At 53.9% G+C, this 15120-nt stretch carries 11 protein-coding genes; 5 read left to right on the top strand and 6 right to left on the bottom strand.

From position 1 onward, the window contains the following. Positions 1 to 23: 23 nt before the first annotated feature. The 3 genes from PLU01S_RS14030 to PLU01S_RS14015 form a co-directional block, all read right to left on the bottom strand. Positions 24 to 1397 carry a GntP family permease gene (locus PLU01S_RS14030; protein WP_074825918.1) on the bottom strand — a complete coding sequence of 458 codons (1374 nt, stop codon included), beginning with the start codon at positions 1395 to 1397 and terminating at the stop codon, positions 24 to 26. Positions 1398 to 1594: 197 nt separating this feature from the next. Beyond that, on the bottom strand, positions 1595 to 2128 hold the full coding sequence (locus PLU01S_RS14020; RefSeq protein WP_074825914.1) for a gluconokinase: 534 nt from the start codon (positions 2126 to 2128) through the stop codon (positions 1595 to 1597). A gap of 246 nt (positions 2129 to 2374) precedes the next feature. Continuing rightward, on the bottom strand, positions 2375 to 3109 hold the full coding sequence (locus PLU01S_RS14015; protein ID WP_074825912.1) for an SDR family NAD(P)-dependent oxidoreductase: 735 nt from the start codon (positions 3107 to 3109) through the stop codon (positions 2375 to 2377). 175 nt (positions 3110 to 3284) lie between these two features. On the opposite strand from PLU01S_RS14015, the gene PLU01S_RS14010 reads away from it, so the two are divergent. Together PLU01S_RS14010 and PLU01S_RS14005 are read left to right on the top strand one after the other, a co-directional pair. Further along, a complete protein-coding gene (locus PLU01S_RS14010; RefSeq protein ID WP_074825909.1) occupies positions 3285 to 5642 on the top strand; it encodes a diguanylate cyclase domain-containing protein in 2358 nt (785 codons plus the stop codon). Further along, complete coding sequence (locus PLU01S_RS14005) at positions 5636 to 6559, top strand: putative bifunctional diguanylate cyclase/phosphodiesterase (RefSeq protein WP_074825907.1); 924 nt, start codon at positions 5636 to 5638, stop codon at positions 6557 to 6559. The genes PLU01S_RS14010 and PLU01S_RS14005 overlap by 7 nt, the downstream gene beginning before the upstream one ends. A gap of 185 nt (positions 6560 to 6744) precedes the next feature. Here the strand turns inward: PLU01S_RS14005 and PLU01S_RS14000 are convergent, their stop codons facing one another. The 3 genes from PLU01S_RS14000 to PLU01S_RS13990 all read right to left on the bottom strand — a co-directional run bounded on the left by PLU01S_RS14000 (position 6745) and on the right by PLU01S_RS13990 (position 11641). Beyond that, positions 6745 to 7824, bottom strand: a complete 1080-nt coding sequence (locus tag PLU01S_RS14000; RefSeq protein ID WP_074825904.1) for a nucleoside hydrolase — start codon at positions 7822 to 7824, stop codon at positions 6745 to 6747. Between the two features lie 212 nt (positions 7825 to 8036). Further along, complete coding sequence (locus PLU01S_RS13995) at positions 8037 to 10439, bottom strand: glucose/quinate/shikimate family membrane-bound PQQ-dependent dehydrogenase (protein WP_074825902.1); 2403 nt, start codon at positions 10437 to 10439, stop codon at positions 8037 to 8039. 56 nt (positions 10440 to 10495) lie between these two features. Then, positions 10496 to 11641 (bottom strand): aldose epimerase family protein, encoded by a 1146-nt coding sequence (locus PLU01S_RS13990; protein ID WP_074825900.1) that lies wholly within the window; start codon positions 11639 to 11641, stop codon positions 10496 to 10498. 687 nt (positions 11642 to 12328) lie between these two features. Between PLU01S_RS13990 and budC the strand changes: the two genes are divergently transcribed. From budC to PLU01S_RS13975, 3 genes are all read left to right on the top strand, one after another. Beyond that, positions 12329 to 13093, top strand: coding sequence for a meso-2,3-butanediol dehydrogenase (gene budC / locus PLU01S_RS13985; RefSeq protein WP_074825898.1), 765 nt, complete (start codon positions 12329 to 12331; stop codon positions 13091 to 13093). A gap of 131 nt (positions 13094 to 13224) precedes the next feature. Next, positions 13225 to 13644 (top strand): hypothetical protein, encoded by a 420-nt coding sequence (locus tag PLU01S_RS13980; RefSeq protein ID WP_139803983.1) that lies wholly within the window; start codon positions 13225 to 13227, stop codon positions 13642 to 13644. Between the two features lie 82 nt (positions 13645 to 13726). Then, complete coding sequence (locus tag PLU01S_RS13975; protein ID WP_074825893.1) at positions 13727 to 15112, top strand: PepSY-associated TM helix domain-containing protein; 1386 nt, start codon at positions 13727 to 13729, stop codon at positions 15110 to 15112. Positions 15113 to 15120 lie beyond the last annotated feature (8 nt).

Genomic DNA, 15120 nt, shown 5'->3' with positions numbered 1-15120 from the left:
CACCTGTCCGGTTTTACGCTCTGTCAGAGTATCAGGCTGCCTATCCAGGCCAACACGAAAGCGATAGTACCAATGAGCGTTTCCATCACGGTCCAGGTCTTGAGCGTGGTTTTTTCGTCCATATCAAGGAAGCGACCCACCAGCCAGAAGCCGGAGTCGTTTACATGGGAGAGCACAGTAGCGCCCCCGGCAATCGCCACGACGATAAAGCACAGGTCGAACTGGCTCAGTCCACCGGTTGCGGCTACGGTCGGTGCCATGAGCGCGGCTGCGGTTGTGAGGGCAACGGTTGCCGAACCTTGGGCTACCCGTAGCGCCGCCGAAATCACAAAGGCCGCAACGATTACCGGAAGTCCGGTATCTGCCAGCATTTGAGACAGTGCGTCGCCAATGCCACTTGTACGCAACACACCACCAAACATGCCACCTGCACCCGTCACCAGCACGATGGAGCAGATAGGGCCGAGTGCGCCGTCACATACTTTTTCCAGATGCTTACGGCTGTGTCTACCGCTAAAGACGATCAACGCAAAAAATACCGTGATCAGCAAGGCCACTGGCGTCTTGCCCAGCATCCGCAGGAACTGGACCCATGTACTTTTGCCATCGACTGTACCCATAACGCTCAAGGTATTCAGGCCGGTATCCAGAAAGATCAGGATCAAGGGCAACAACAGGATAGCAAGTACGGTAGAGAAGCGGGGCGGGGTAACTGTCGTATCACGGTCAGCATCGGTCAAAAAGCTTGCCGGAATACCAACATGAAATTTCTTGCCCGACCACAGGCCGAACAGATAAGCGCCAAAATACCAGGTAGGCAGCGCGATGATGGCTCCAACGATAACCAGCAAACCGATGTTTGCACCCAGAAGTTCTGCGGCAGCAACCGGGCCTGGGTGCGGCGGAACCAGCGCGTGCATGGCGGCGAATGCACCGGCCGCCGGTAATGCATAGCTCAGCGTAGAGCCGCCCAGACGCTTGGCCACACTGAAGATGATCGGCAGCATCACGATCAGCCCCGCATCAAAGAAGATGGGAAAGCCGAAAAGCAGCGATGCTACGCCAAGTGCGAAGGGCGCACGGTGTTCACCGAAGCGATTGATCAGGGTGTCGGAGAGAACCTGGGCACCGCCTGTAATCTCCAGAAGACGTCCGATCATGGCGCCCAAGCCAACCAGCAATGCCACCGAGGCAAGGGTATTACCAAAGCCGGTCAATAGTGTCGGGACTACCTTGTCAAAAGGGATCTGCGTCGCGAGTGCCGTCAGGATACTTACCAGCACAAGCGCCAGAAAAGCATGGACCTTGAATCGCATAATCAAGAGGAGCAGCAGAATTACAGCGCCTGCTGCTATGAGGAGCAATATACTGGCGCTGAGCGCAGTAGGTTCAGTCATGGTGGGCCACTTTCTATTGTTGTTGGTCGTTAGCGAAAGCCATACATATGTGCGCCTGACGCCTGAGGACTACCAGAACGTCAACACCCTCGCTGCAACATGCAGTGAGGGTGAGGTAAGGAGCAAAGCCATACATGCCGGACATGTCGCCTCACATGTTATTGTTATAGATGAAGCGTTAACGGGAGTCCGGCCGATCAGGCGCTTTTAACAGCCGCAAACGTATCGTTCCACCAGTCGGACGCCTGCTGGCTGATCACCTCGATGGGCAGTGTCGCGTCCACAACGAGGGTCGCGTCTTCCTCAAGAGGCGGCTCCAGCGCTGCAAACTGGCTATCCACGAGGCTTGCAGGCATGAAATGCCCAGGCCGGTTGGCAACACGCACGGCTGCGTCTTCACGGGTAAGATTCAGAAATACAAAGCCCAAGCCTGGAACGGCGGAACGGAGCTTGTCACGGTACTTCTGTTTGAGAGCGGAACAGGTGAGAACGGGCTTGATACCTGCGTTTACGGCATTAGCCATTTCTTGACCCAGGCGAGTCAGCCAGTCGGCGCGGTCTTCATCGGTGAGCGGAATGCCAGCACTCATCTTGGCGATGTTCGCAGCAGGATGAAACTGGTCACCTTCGATCAGGACACCACCGCTGCGTTGAGCAATGGCCTCACCAATGCAGCTCTTGCCACAACCAGCCACGCCCATCACAACCAGGGCAGGGATATACGTATTCATAGGGTTCTCCAGCCGAAGATAGCGCTATCTTTAATTAAGAAATCTGAACAGATAGCGGCTTCGTATGTTGTAGCTCTTGTTTGCCAGATGATGCATCTCGAAAACAATGACAATTGACTGCTTTAATTTTCGAGACAGCGCTAACTTAAGCATACCGCCCGGACTTGGCAAGCGCTTTTAGTGCCTAGGCCCCGCCAAAAACGTGGCGGGGTAAAGGCTGACGCCTGCTGAAGGATGAGTTGTTCGTTACTGTTTTGGGCTCATAAGGCCAGCGGTCTCAGCACCGTCAACGGTGAGCGTAGCGCCATTGATATAGCTTGATGCAGGCGACAGCAGCCAGTAGATCGCTTCGGCTACCTCTTGGGGCGAGCCCAGGCGGCTTGCGGGTATCCGTGAGGTAAGCGCAGCAAGATGAGCGGCGTCCTGAATAACCTTGTCCATCATGCGCGTAGCGATCTGCCCAGGGCACACCGCGTTGAAGCGCACCTCTGAGCCATATTCCAACGCCAGCGCCTGGGTGAGTCCCAGCAGAGCGGCCTTGGTTGCACAGTATGCTGCAAGTCCTTGTTCACCCGTCTTGCCTGCAATGGAAGACACTGTAACGACCGCGCCATGTGCTGCCCGCAGGCCCGGAAGCGCATGCTTGATATAGAAAAACACCGAGCGCGTGTTTACCGCGAAAAGATGATCCCAGGTGTCCTGAGTCATCGTGGCGAACTCACCACGGCTGGACATGCCGGCACTGTTGACCAGGCCGGACAGTCGGCCCTCTCCCAATATCATTGCATGCGATACGACCTTTTGGCAGTCCTGCTCACTTAAGACATCGCCTGCCACGAAAACTGCTGTCTTCAGCCGTGTCTGCAGGGCTTGCCCTGCATTTTCGTCCCGGCCGGTAAAAACGACCTGATGCCCTTCAGCAACCAGTTTTTCAACCACCGCCGCGCCAATGCCCTGGGTGCCACCCGTTACGATAAACATGGTTTGCTCTCTACGTGGTTTCAGGGCGTGCCTGTTCTTAATCAAGTAAAGCGGGGAATCTCTAACGAACCAATGGCGGTGTATTGGCTCAGACCTATAACAAGCCAAGCCGTAGCCTATCGTGGAGCGGTTGTTGCTCTACCCGCATACTGACCTTCAGGCGTACCTTTTAATTATGGATCAAACGACCCAGCCTCTTGATCTTGCGCAGTGTGACAGGGAACCGATTCATATTCCCGGATCGATTCAGCCACACGGTATATTGCTTGCTATCGACCCTGATACCCAGACTATTCAACAAGTTGCCGGTGATACTGTGCGGTTTTTAACACGAAACCCTACTGACTTGCTGGGGCAGCCAGTCGATACGGTTTTTGGGGCCGAGGCCGCGACATCTCTTCTGACGCTCGAGCCTGATATGACTGAACCTTTGTATTTAGGCTCGTTGTCGCCAGCAGGCAACCTTGGTATACCTGTAGATCCAACAGCACATATTTGCAATGGTGTGTTGTTTCTAGAGCTGGAGCCTTCCTCAGAGCATCAAATCACTGCGGCGCAGAGGGTCGGCGAGATCCATCAGGTTCTTACAATTTGGAGTGCCACAACCAGTCTGCACGCTCTGCTTAAGAGTGCAAGTGAGGAGTTTCGCCGCCTGACCGGGTTTGATCGGGTAATGATTTATCGGTTTCTAGAGGATGGGACTGGGCTTGTCGCATCTGAAGACAAGATCGATAGTCTTGACGCGCTCCTCAATCATCATTATCCCGCCTCCGACATTCCCAGGCAGGCGCGAGCGCTTTATCTTCGGAATCCCATCAGAACAATAGCGGATGCTGGGTATACACCTGCTCCGCTCATTCCGGTATTGAACCCCATTACAGGTCAGCCATTGGACATGAGCGGATGCAGCTTGCGCAGCGTTTCGCCCATTCATGTTCAATATCTTAAAAACCTGAACGTTACAGCCTCTATGTCCGTCTCGATAGTCGTGGATGGGCAACTATGGGGACTTGTCTCCTGCCATCATACCTCTCCCAAACGGGTCTCTTATGATATGCGCGAGACCTGTAAACTATTAGGGCAGACGCTGGGCCAATCGATTAAGGCGCATTTGGAAAAAGCGATTAACAATCAGGCGCAGCAATTGGCTTTTGCTCGTGAAGAGTTACTCAATAGGCTGACAGGGTTGTCTGCTGTTGAAGAAAGTATTCGGCGCTATTTGAAGGATGTTCAGCACCTTGTTCACGCAGAGGGTGCAGCACTGCTTCTTCACGGTAAGCTTACCCTAATGGGCAGTACGCCATCTGAGGAGCAGGCCCGAGCATTGATAGAGTGGCTTCTGGAGCCATCCATGCCGACTACCTTTGCGACCAAAAGTCTTGTAGATCATTATGAGCCTGCAAAGGTGTATGCCACCCAGGCCAGCGGCTTATTGGCGGTTGTAATCTCGCATAGTCCTCCGTTTGTATTGCTATGGTTCAGGGCCGAATATCTTGAAACCATTAATTGGGCAGGTAATCCCCATAAGCCAGTTGAGCCAGGTTCTACTCCTGGGCAGTTGACGCCGCGAAAGTCATTTGAAGACTGGAAAGAAACGGTTCGCTATCAAGCCAAGCCCTGGTCAAAGGCTGAAATAGATTCAGCCCGAAAGTTTGGCCGGGCGCTTCTTGATATGCGCATGAAAGACATGCTCCAAGGGCTGAATGGGCAGCTGCAGAAAATGCTGGTCGATAAGGAGGTTCTCCTTGCCAGGAAAGACTCGCTAACCAAAGAGGCGCAAGAGCATATTCAAACGCTGCATAAGCGTGAGGCTGAACTGAGTGCCATCCTGGAAAATACCAGTGACGGGTACATCTGTACGGATGAAAGGGGGGCTGTTACCGCCTGGAATCGCAAAGCCGAAGAGATCTTTCTCTGGAGTCGAGAAGAAGCAATAGGCGCGTCTATAGAGGATTTGATTATTCCGCCGATGATGCGTCAGGCTTATCGTGACGATTTGAAAGGCTTCCTCGCCACAGGAGAAAGCAGCAATGTGGGCAAGGTTGTCGAACATTCGGCGTTGCGTAAGGATGGGATGCTGATTCCCGTCGAGACACGCATCACGGCGATCCAGACTGACAGCCGTACGATCTTCAGCGCCTTTGTACAGGATATTACGCCGCGCAAACTCCAGGAAAAAGCGCGATTAAGAGATGCTCAGGAGGACGCTCTGACGGGCCTGGCCAACCGGCGTATGATGTATCGCTTTCTCAAGGCGAGGTTGGAGGCCAAGCCTACCGCGGAGAATCCGCTTTGGCTCTTATACCTTGATCTGGATGGTTTCAAACCCATAAACGATACCCTTGGGCACGCGGCTGGTGATCAGATGTTGGTTGAGGTTTCTCACCGCCTGAAACAATGTATGCGTGAGGATGATCTTGTCTCCCGTATTGGGGGCGATGAGTTCGTCATTGTGGCCAGCGGTCTGCCAAACCGGGCTTTATTGAAAAGCTCTGCGAGCGACTCCTTAATAGTCTGCGAAAGCCTGTGTTGATCAATAAGCATGAAGTGAGTGTAGGATGCAGCATAGGGATCGTTTCGGCGCCGGAGGATAGCTGTCAGGCTGACGATCTCTTGCGTTTTGCCGACATAGCGCTTTACGAAGCCAAAGCGTCAGGCCGGAACACGTGGCAGTTTTACACCTCACGGATGAGTAGTCGTCTTCTGGTTCGGCGGCAACTCGAGACGGATCTTAGACTGGCCTTACGCCGAGACGAATTGCGCTTGGAGTTTCAGCCCCGTTATAAGATACGAGGTGGTCATCTAACAGGGGCCGAAGCCTTGGTACGGTGGCAGCATCCTCTACGCGGCTATTTAAGCCCTGACCATTTTATTTCCATTGCGGAAGAAACCGGCCTAATCGTGCCGTTGAGTGACTGGGTATTACGCAGGGCGTGCCTAGAGGCTATGCAGTGGAAGGACTCGGCCTTTGTCTCAGTCAATCTTTCACCGATAGAATTCAAGCGCAGTGACTTGGTAGCTCGCATACAAGCGGTTCTAGAGGAAACCGGGCTTGCGCCTGAGCGCCTGGAGCTTGAGATTACCGAAAGCGTTATGCTTGATAATACCAACGATGCCTTGGCTATTATGCGAGCACTCAAGGAGCTGGGCGTTAGGCTAGCCATGGATGATTTTGGCACCGGCTACTCCTCATTAAGCTACGTCCATACTTATCCCTTCGACGGCATCAAGATCGACCGTAGCTTTATTGCCGCGTTGGATGGCTCGTCTAGTGGCGAGGCAATTATCGAAGCCATCATTGGTTTGGGTCGTGCCTTATCGCTCACTGTTACGGCTGAAGGCGTTGAGACCCAGGAACAGCTTGAATTATTGACTCGGCTTAATTGCCATCAGGCACAAGGGTTTTATTTAGGTCGCCCCGCGCAGGGTGATCTGCTTATGACTCACTAGCATGATTTGTAGATACGCAACTTCCCTAGTACCACGGGGGCTTGGTTAAAGCAGCAAGGGATTAAACACTATCCGCTAAGTTTTTATTTAGAATTTCTGGCAGCGGAGGATGCGCCAGCAGCGCAGACCTGTGTGGAGGCAAGGACAGGGTTGCAACAATACAGCTGGCAACCCTAGGCACCGCTTCATGGTCGTTTGACTGGGGCAGGCAACGTAACCAGCTTTACATAATCATTCCAAAAGGCTTGTTGATCGATACCAAATACCACCTTGGCTTTCTGGGTGCCTAATGGGGGATTCTTGTGGTAGCCCAGTGACCTGCCGTAGTTCGGGCCAAAGTGGGTATCAACGTCAACCCAAAGGTCTTTCGATTCGGTTACCAGTTCCGGGTGCACCAGGAAGAGCGCCGGCAGACTGTCCCAGGTAAAACTCTGGTAGGCAGGGTCCTTGTCGAACTCAGGGCCCAGGACTGTCTTGTACAGGTCAGGGATAACCCCTTCAGCGGCCACGATGCGCTTGTAGACGCCTGCGTTGAAGATGACCTTTTCGCAGACGTCGTTGGGGAAGATCACATGCTCTATCGGCGAGCGTAAAACGATCCGTGCAGCCTCCGGGTCGAACCACCAGTTGAATTCTGCTGCGGGCGTGGTATTGCCTGGAATCCCGATGGCGCCGCCCATGTACACGATCCGCTTGATCAGCGGCACGATCTCAGGTGCGCTGCGGATGGCCAGGGCAAGGTTAGTCAGCGGGCCGACAGCCAGAATTGTGACTTCATGGGGGTGCTGCTTGATGCTGTCGATAATGAACTGGGTCGCTGATTCAGGGCGTACCGTCGTATGGGTGGCGCGGCCATCCGGAGGCGCGATGAGCGCATCGGCTGAAGTCGGTCGTGGACCTTTGAAGGCGCCAGGCCATCCTGCGCCAAACAGCGCCTGTTCTTGCGGGTACGTCGAGAGGTCATGTAGAAGCGGGTAGGCTGCGCCAGAATAAACGCCGACCTCCTTTTCCACGCCCATACGCTCGACGGCCTTGAGGGCTTCTACCTGCTCTTGATCCACCCAGGCATTGCCGCTCACCAATGTCATGCCCAACAGCTCGATCCGTTTTTGCGCATGCAGTTGCGCCAGCATGATGAACGCCTGACCGTCATCATTGAGTACATTGAAGTCGGTATCGAAAATAACCTTGTCTGCAGCCTGTATAGGGCCTGCCAGAACGCCAAAGGCCAGGACGGCGGCGCAGTATTTGAAGAGTGCTCGCATCGGTTGGGGGACTCTTGTTGTAATAGTGATGCAGCAAGTGAGACAGGTCTCATCTGCCCGAAAGCTGTATTGCCAAGCATAACGCAGCGGCAATGAACTCTGCCAACAATGACGTTCATTTTGGCAGGCCAATTCCTAGGCATAATGCAGAAACAGCGAAGCCCGGATGAGGTTTCCGGGCTTCGCGTAGAGGTCAGCTCTGATTACAGAGATTACTTCGTATCGGGAAGGGCATATGCAATCAGATAATCACCCATTTTGGTGCCAAAAGAGCCGTGCCCGCCCGCCATGATGACAACGTACTGCTTGCCATTGGCTTCGTAGGTCATGGGTGTCGCCTGGCCACCTGCCGGCAGACGTGCTTCCCATACCTTGTCGCCATTGGTCACGTTATAAGCGCGGATATAGTTGTCCTGAGTACCGGCAATAAACATCAGGTTGCCAGCTGTCGAGATCGGGCCTCCCAGCATAGGGACACCAATTTTCAACGGTGGCAGCTGAAGCCCCTGCAGACTGTCCCGAATCGTGCCGATTCGCTTACGCCAAACCACTTCGTGGGTTTTCATATCGACCCCGGCGACATAGCCCCAGGCCGGCTGCTTGCACGGAAGACCCAGCGGTGACAGGAACGCATTGATCTCTACACCAAACGGCACACCATATTGGGGCTGAATGCCCGTTTCGGTGCCGGTCCCTTTGGCGCCTTCTTCTGGCCACATGGGATTACCCGGGCCGCGCGGAATCAGCTTTGACACAAAGGGCAGCGCCATAGGATTCATTAACGCTATTTGGCGATCGGAGTTGACGGAAATGCCACCCCATTCAAAGACGCCAAGGTTACCGGGGAAAACAATCGTGCCCTGTTCGGACGGTGGCGTGTATTGACCCTTATAGCTCAGGCGCTTGAAGATCACGCGGCACATCAGCTGATCGAACATGGTGGCGCCCCACATGTTCTTGTCAGTCAGTGTCTGGATGGGGGTCAGGTTCAAGGCGGAGCGAGGCTGCGTCGGGCTTACCCAATCGCCTTCTGCGGCGCCCTGTGGTACCGGCACCTCCGTAATGGGCACAATGGGCTTGCCGTCACGACGATCCAGTACGAACAGATTACCCGCCTTGGTCGGTACGTAAACAGCAGGAACCGTGTCGCCAGATTCTGTCTTTACATCAGCAAGAGTAGGCTGGGAAGGTACATCCATGTCCCAGAGGTCATGGTGGGTAGTCTGATAAGACCAGACCAGTTTACCGGTCGAGCCGTTCAGCGCAACGATGGCACTGGCATAGCGCTCCATAAGCGGCGTACGGTGGCCGCCCCAGATATCAGGCGTGGCGTTACCTGTCGGTACATAGACTACATCTGCAGCGGCATCATAGGCCAAGGGTGCCCAGGCGTTGGGTGAGTTGTTAACCAGGGTCTTGCCGTCAGTCGGGATCGCATTGGGATCTTCTGCACCCGTATCGAATATCCACTGCAACGCGCCGGTATTGACGTCATAACCCCGGATGGCGCCTGATGGCTCATGGATAGAGAAGTTGTCAGTAACTGAGCCACCAATGATTACTGTAGTGCCCGTTACAACCGGCGGTGAGGTGGGCTGTAAACCACCTGGATAGGTATAAGGATGCATCTCCTTAAGATCCAGCTCGCCATTGTTGGCAAATTCGCTACATGGTTGGCCATTGTCTGCGTTGATGGCAAAGAGACGGCCATCATTGACGGGCAGGAAGACCTTGCGTGGGCAGCTGGTTTGAGCCTGGGGTTTACCGGCGAGGCTGGCTGCAAACTCCGTGGTGTTGGCTTGATCGTAATAGGATACCCCACGGCAGGTCAGGTGCTGGTAGGAGGGTTCCGATTTAAGCTTGGGATCGAACCTCCATTTTTCCTTGCCTGTAGCCGGGTCCAGCGCTACCAATATCTGGTGCGTGGTGCAGATATACATGTTATCGCCAATCTTGATTGGGGTCAGTTCGTTAGTGGTTTCCCCCGAATCGTTCTGGGTTCTGGACTCGCCACTACGAAATGTCCAAGCGACCTGCAGGTCTTTGACGTTGTTCTCGTTGATCTGATTCAGCGGCGAGTAGCGCGTACCGTTTTGGGTCCTGCCGTAGGCAGGCCAGTCCGCCGGGCTGATACCCTCTACCGGCTGAGCCTGGGCAGGCTGGGTAGACGCCAGGCTGCCATTGATCTCCTGCGGATCATTGAAGATCGAATACACCAGTACGGCAATGGACAGCACCAGCGTTGCAGATAAAAAGGTTTTGCTGGCTCTAAGACCTGCGCCAATGCCACGCGTTACTCCGGGAATCAACAGCCAGATGCCCAACAGACCGAGAATATTCAGGCGTGGTACGAGAGCCCAGAAATCGGTGCCTGCTTCCCAGAGGCCCCATACGAGCGTCACGAGCATCAGTACCGCATAAAGCCAGATCGCGGCGGTAGAGCGACGCGCGAGCAGAATAGCGCTGATCAGCAGAGCAATACCGCTGATCACGTAATAATACGAGCCGCCTAATACTGCAAGCCAGGCCCCTCCAATCACTAAAATTACCGCGAATATAACGGCGATAACCGCAGTGAAAGTTCTCAATCCAGACCTTGTCGATAAAGTGCTCATCAACTGTTTCTCTCTTTGTAAAAACGCGCGGATCCTTTAGTGAACTATCAAAGGCGTTATTGAATACCGAAACGGAATACGGTCGTGCTATTAAATACCTCCCCAGGTTTTAATACCGTACTAGGAAAGTCCGGTTGGTTCGGGCTGTTTGGATAATGCTGGGTTTCAAAGGCAAACGCTTCAGTCTGCCGATATACCTTGCCGCCTGCGCCCGTTACGTTCCCCTTGAGAGCGTTACTGGTATAAAACTGCAAGCCGGGTTCTGTAGTCAGGCACTCAAGTGTGCGGCCCGTTCCATGATCAACGACCTTGGCCGCATCTTGTAACGCCTTTGGATCAGCGCCTTTGTTCAATACCCAGTTGTGGTCAAAGCCATGGGCATAAAGGAGCTGTGGGTCGTTGGCGCGAATGTCTTTGCCAATGGCTTTAGGCCTTCGGAAGTCAAAAACACTGTTTTCCACCGGTTGCAGGGTACCGGTAGGGATCGACTGAGCATCGGTGGGAAGATAATGATCGGCATTTATCTGCACCACCTGATCCAGGACTCCATGAGTACTGTCAGGTCCGGCCAGATTGAAGTAACTGTGGTTGGTCAGGTTGATGACCGTGCTCTTATCCGTCTGGGCCTGATAGTCAATACGAAATGTGTTGTCGTCAGAAAGGCTGTAGGTAACGGTTAGCTGGAGGTTGCCTGGAAACCCCTGATCGCCCTCTGGGCTGTTTAGCTTCAGGGCAGCCTTGACCACAGGGCCTTCAGTCACCAATGGCGTGACCTGCCAGATGCGCTTGTCATAGCCCTTGCTACCGCTGTGCAGCGTATTAGGACCATCATTTCGTTCGAGCTGATAGTTTTTTCCGTCAAGTGTGAACTGCCCTTTGGCGATGCGATTGGCGTAGCGGCCAATCAGAGCGCCAAAGTGGATGCCTTCACGAGCATCCACGACTTCGTAACCATGCAGATCATCGTACCCCAGCACAATGTTGGCGCGTTTGCCGTGTCGGTCAGGCGTAATGATCTCCGTAATAACACCACCAAAACTTAAAAAAGAGACGCTTACGCCTTTGTCGTTAGTCATGGTGTAGCGCATTACAGAATGGCCATCTCGCGTGGTGCCGTAAGATTCCTGAGACAACGTCGAAGCAGCGCTGTATTGGCTGGCGAATATGCCTAAAGCAGCTACGAACAAACCTGAAGCCCGCATTGTTATAAGTCCACCTAATTGAGCAATACAGGTCAGAGTCAAAATGTTACAACTCGTTCGTTGCCAAAGTGCGATAAACACTGGATTAGATCTTTCACGTACAAAGTTTCAGGAAATTAGGCGGTTTGGACTTCTATTTGGACTTCTATTCGTCTCTGCGTTAATAACTGAACGTAGCCTGATATGGCCGATTTGCCCGAGGTTTTCTGCAGTCGTACGATATGCAGACAAGGCTGTAGCTAATGAAAGTTTTAAGGGTCGTGAGCAAGCGGAACGAATAGCAATCCTTGAATTCTGTGAAAAATTTAAATGCTTTTAAAGCGATTCAAAATTTGTTTTCGTTGTGTAATTTATTGCATGCCGTTTCGAGTAGAGGCGTTGTCGGCGCGACATGTAATCGCGGCATTGAACCTGCCCAAGCGATCAAGTGAACGACATAGCATTGAGAAATCAATAATGAAGGTTTGCATAGACGACGTCTAAGTGACTCTCGAAGCACTAGCGGGCCGCTTGTGTCTCATTCGTTGTGTTCTCGATAAGCATCGCTTGTAAAGTGGTATGCGTGCCCTCGCCAGAATGTACTTTCTAACTAGCGATCGCTTGGCTCTGCAATGCACCTCCTGATGAACTTGGGTTTGCTGCTGCGGTTCTACTGGTGCATACCTTCCATGATCCAGAGAGGCTGACATGACTCGTTTTACTAACAAGGTGGTGCTCGTGACAGGGGCAGGATCGGGTATTGGTGAAGCAACTGCCAAACGATTTGCGGAAGAGGGCGCTAAGGTCGTGCTGGTGGGCAGAACGACCGAAAAGCTTGAGCACGTGGCGCGTACGCTTCCGGCAGATAGCAACTACATCAAGACCGCTGATGTCTCGGACCGGATTCAAGTAGAGCAGCTGATCGCGGATGTCATCCAGAAGTATGGCCGCCTGGATGTGCTGGTGAACAATGCGGGTACGGTGGCCCAGGGCAAGATTACCGAGGCTGATGTCGACGACTGGCGCAAGGTCATGTCCACCGATCTCGACGGTGTGTTTTATTGTAGCCGAAGCGCCTTGCCTGAGTTGATCAAGCAGAAGGGCTGCATCGTCAATGTCTCCTCGGTCTCAGGCCTGGGCGGTGACTGGGGGATGAGTATTTACAACGCGGCAAAAGGGGCAGTGACCAACTTTACCCGTGCCTTGGCAATGGACTTTGGTGAAGAAGGCGTCAGGGTCAATGCCGTATGCCCCAGCCTCACTAAAAGCGAGCTGACGGAAGATATGCTTGGCAATGAATCGCTTATGGCCAGCTTCCGTGAGCGGATTCCATTGGGAAGGCCAGCCGAGGCCGAAGAGGTCGCCGATGTCATTGCGTTCCTGGCCAGTCATGATGCCCGTTTCGTAAACGGCGTGAATCTCCCTGTCGATGGTGGGCTCTCAGCTTCCAACGGGCAGCCCAGACAGGCTTGAGTTCTTCAAAACCCGGGGTTGCGGCATGTGGCCGCAGCCTGGCGTTTACGTACGGTATTGCTGGATATGCACCGTTCGACAACAAATCCCGCATCTGGTCTGTGTTTGACATCAGTGCTAAATTGGTTGGTATGAAGTTAGTTCGAGCCCATTTTACTTCTCTTGCCTGGATGCTGGTTGCCGCCGTCCTGCTCAATGGTCTCGCCTGCAGTTTTGGTCACGGCATCATGCATGGCCAGACATACCGTCTCCCGTCGCCCCACGAAACAACGGTGGAGATGGACCATCACGTACATCACCATGCTATGGCCGCCGCGCCTGATACGCACCAGGGCAGTATACCCATGGTTGACTCATCTCATGATTCAGCTATCAAGCAGCTTGCCGTGAGCGATTGCGCCTTCGCTGGTACGCTTCCACTGGCGCTCATGGTTTTCACGGCGCTGAGCTGGCTGCTGCGTCATAAACGGCAACGCCTGTATCATCTGGACGCCGATTGTCGACGGCCTCCCCGAGATGCATTTCCCTGCCTCAATCCCCGCGCGCCCTGACAGCCACTGGCGGCATTTACTTACTAACCCTTAGTTGGCGGCAGCCATGTGTTGTCGTCGTGCTTAGCCGTGGTGAATTTTCATGTCAGGTTCTTCGCCAGCGTCGGTCCAGAATAGACCGGGCGCGTTTATCCAGTTACTCAAACGACTGCACTTCTATATCGGGCTTTTTGTTGGTCCTTTTCTTCTCGTGGCGGCGCTGAGCGGTATTGTCTACGCTTTGACCCCTCAGCTTGAGGACTACCTTTATGCCGATGCCCTGCATACGGATAGCCAGGGCGCTCCTCTCAGCCTTGCCGCCCAAGTGCGTGCGGCCCAGGCAGCGGTAGATCCGTCCTCTCGCATCACTGCCATACGCCCTGCGCCTGCAGCCGGTGATACTACCCGGGTGATGTTCAACGCGCCGGGCCTGAGCGCCTCCGAGAGCCGTGCCATCTTTATCGACCCGGTGACCGGTGAGATCAAAGGCGATATGAAAGTATACGGGACGAGTGGTGTCCTGCCATTACGTACCTGGCTGGATCAGTTTCACCGGGGCCTTCTGTTGGGTGATGTAGGCCGAATCTATAGTGAACTGGCGGCATCTTGGCTATGGGTCGCCACCTTGGGCGGCTTGGTGTTATGGGCGTCACGACGGAGTCGTACGCGTGGTAAGACGCCGGCGGGTCTACGCTCTCTGCATGGGTCCACAGGGGTATGGCTGCTGGCAGGGCTGCTGTTCTTTTCGGCCACGGGGCTGACATGGTCACAGTATGCAGGGAGCAATATCGGCATTCTGCGTGCATATTATGGATGGTCGACGCCTGTTGTTTCAACGGAGCTGGATAGCTCAACCACCATGAAGATGCCCATGGACGAGCATGCCGAACATCATATGCACATGGATAACATGCCGAAGATGGAAGCGGTTGATCCCGACGTGTTTGATCAGGTGATGGCCGCTGCACGTACCCAGCACATTGACGCTGCAAAGGTGGAAATCAAACCTGCCATGCAGCCGGGAAAAGCCTGGACGGTTAATGAAATCGACCGTCGCTGGCCTACTCATGTGGATGCGGTTGCTATCGATCCCGGCTCCTTGGCGGTGGTGGATCATGTCCTGTTTGCTCAGTATTCTCTGCCAGCCAAACTGACCCGGTGGGGTATCGATGCGCATATGGGGGTACTTTTCGGCCTTGCCAATCAGCTGTTGTTGATTGGATTTGCGGGTGGCCTTGTGGTCATGGTGGTTTGGGGATACCTGCTCTGGTGGCGTCGGCGTCCGACCTTTAATGATGTTCCTCAACCGAGTCTTATCGATGCATGGCGTGAACTGGGCCTGGTTCAACGAATCCTGGCGATTGTGATCTCGACGGTACTGGGGATCTGTCTGCCTGTATTAGGCGCCAGCCTGCTTGTGTTTCTAGCGGTGGATTTCATTCTGGGCTTCAAGGCTTCGTTTTCAGATCTCAAGCAAAGGCAGCTGTAGTACAAGGG

This window comes from Pseudomonas luteola NBRC 103146, from assembly GCF_002091675.1.
In the GTDB taxonomy this organism is placed as follows: Bacteria; Pseudomonadota; Gammaproteobacteria; order Pseudomonadales; family Pseudomonadaceae; genus Chryseomonas; species Chryseomonas luteola.
The sequence above is the reverse complement of the archived record's forward strand: the minus strand, read 5'-3'. Positions and strand labels throughout refer to the sequence as shown.

Coding starts and splice junctions, on each gene's coding strand:
- PLU01S_RS14030 (WP_074825918.1), bottom strand. CDS start 1,397: ATGACTGAACCTACTGCGCTCAGCGCCAGTATATTGCTCCTCATAGCA.
- PLU01S_RS14020 (WP_074825914.1), bottom strand. CDS start 2,128: ATGAATACGTATATCCCTGCCCTGGTTGTGATGGGCGTGGCTGGTTGT.
- PLU01S_RS14015 (WP_074825912.1), bottom strand. CDS start 3,109: ATGTTTATCGTAACGGGTGGCACCCAGGGCATTGGCGCGGCGGTGGTT.
- PLU01S_RS14010 (WP_074825909.1), top strand. CDS start 3,285: ATGGATCAAACGACCCAGCCTCTTGATCTTGCGCAGTGTGACAGGGAA.
- PLU01S_RS14000 (WP_074825904.1), bottom strand. CDS start 7,824: ATGCGAGCACTCTTCAAATACTGCGCCGCCGTCCTGGCCTTTGGCGTT.
- PLU01S_RS13995 (WP_074825902.1), bottom strand. CDS start 10,439: ATGAGCACTTTATCGACAAGGTCTGGATTGAGAACTTTCACTGCGGTT.
- PLU01S_RS13990 (WP_074825900.1), bottom strand. CDS start 11,641: ATGCGGGCTTCAGGTTTGTTCGTAGCTGCTTTAGGCATATTCGCCAGC.
- budC (WP_074825898.1), top strand. CDS start 12,329: ATGACTCGTTTTACTAACAAGGTGGTGCTCGTGACAGGGGCAGGATCG.
- PLU01S_RS13980 (WP_139803983.1), top strand. CDS start 13,225: ATGAAGTTAGTTCGAGCCCATTTTACTTCTCTTGCCTGGATGCTGGTT.
- PLU01S_RS13975 (WP_074825893.1), top strand. CDS start 13,727: ATGTCAGGTTCTTCGCCAGCGTCGGTCCAGAATAGACCGGGCGCGTTT.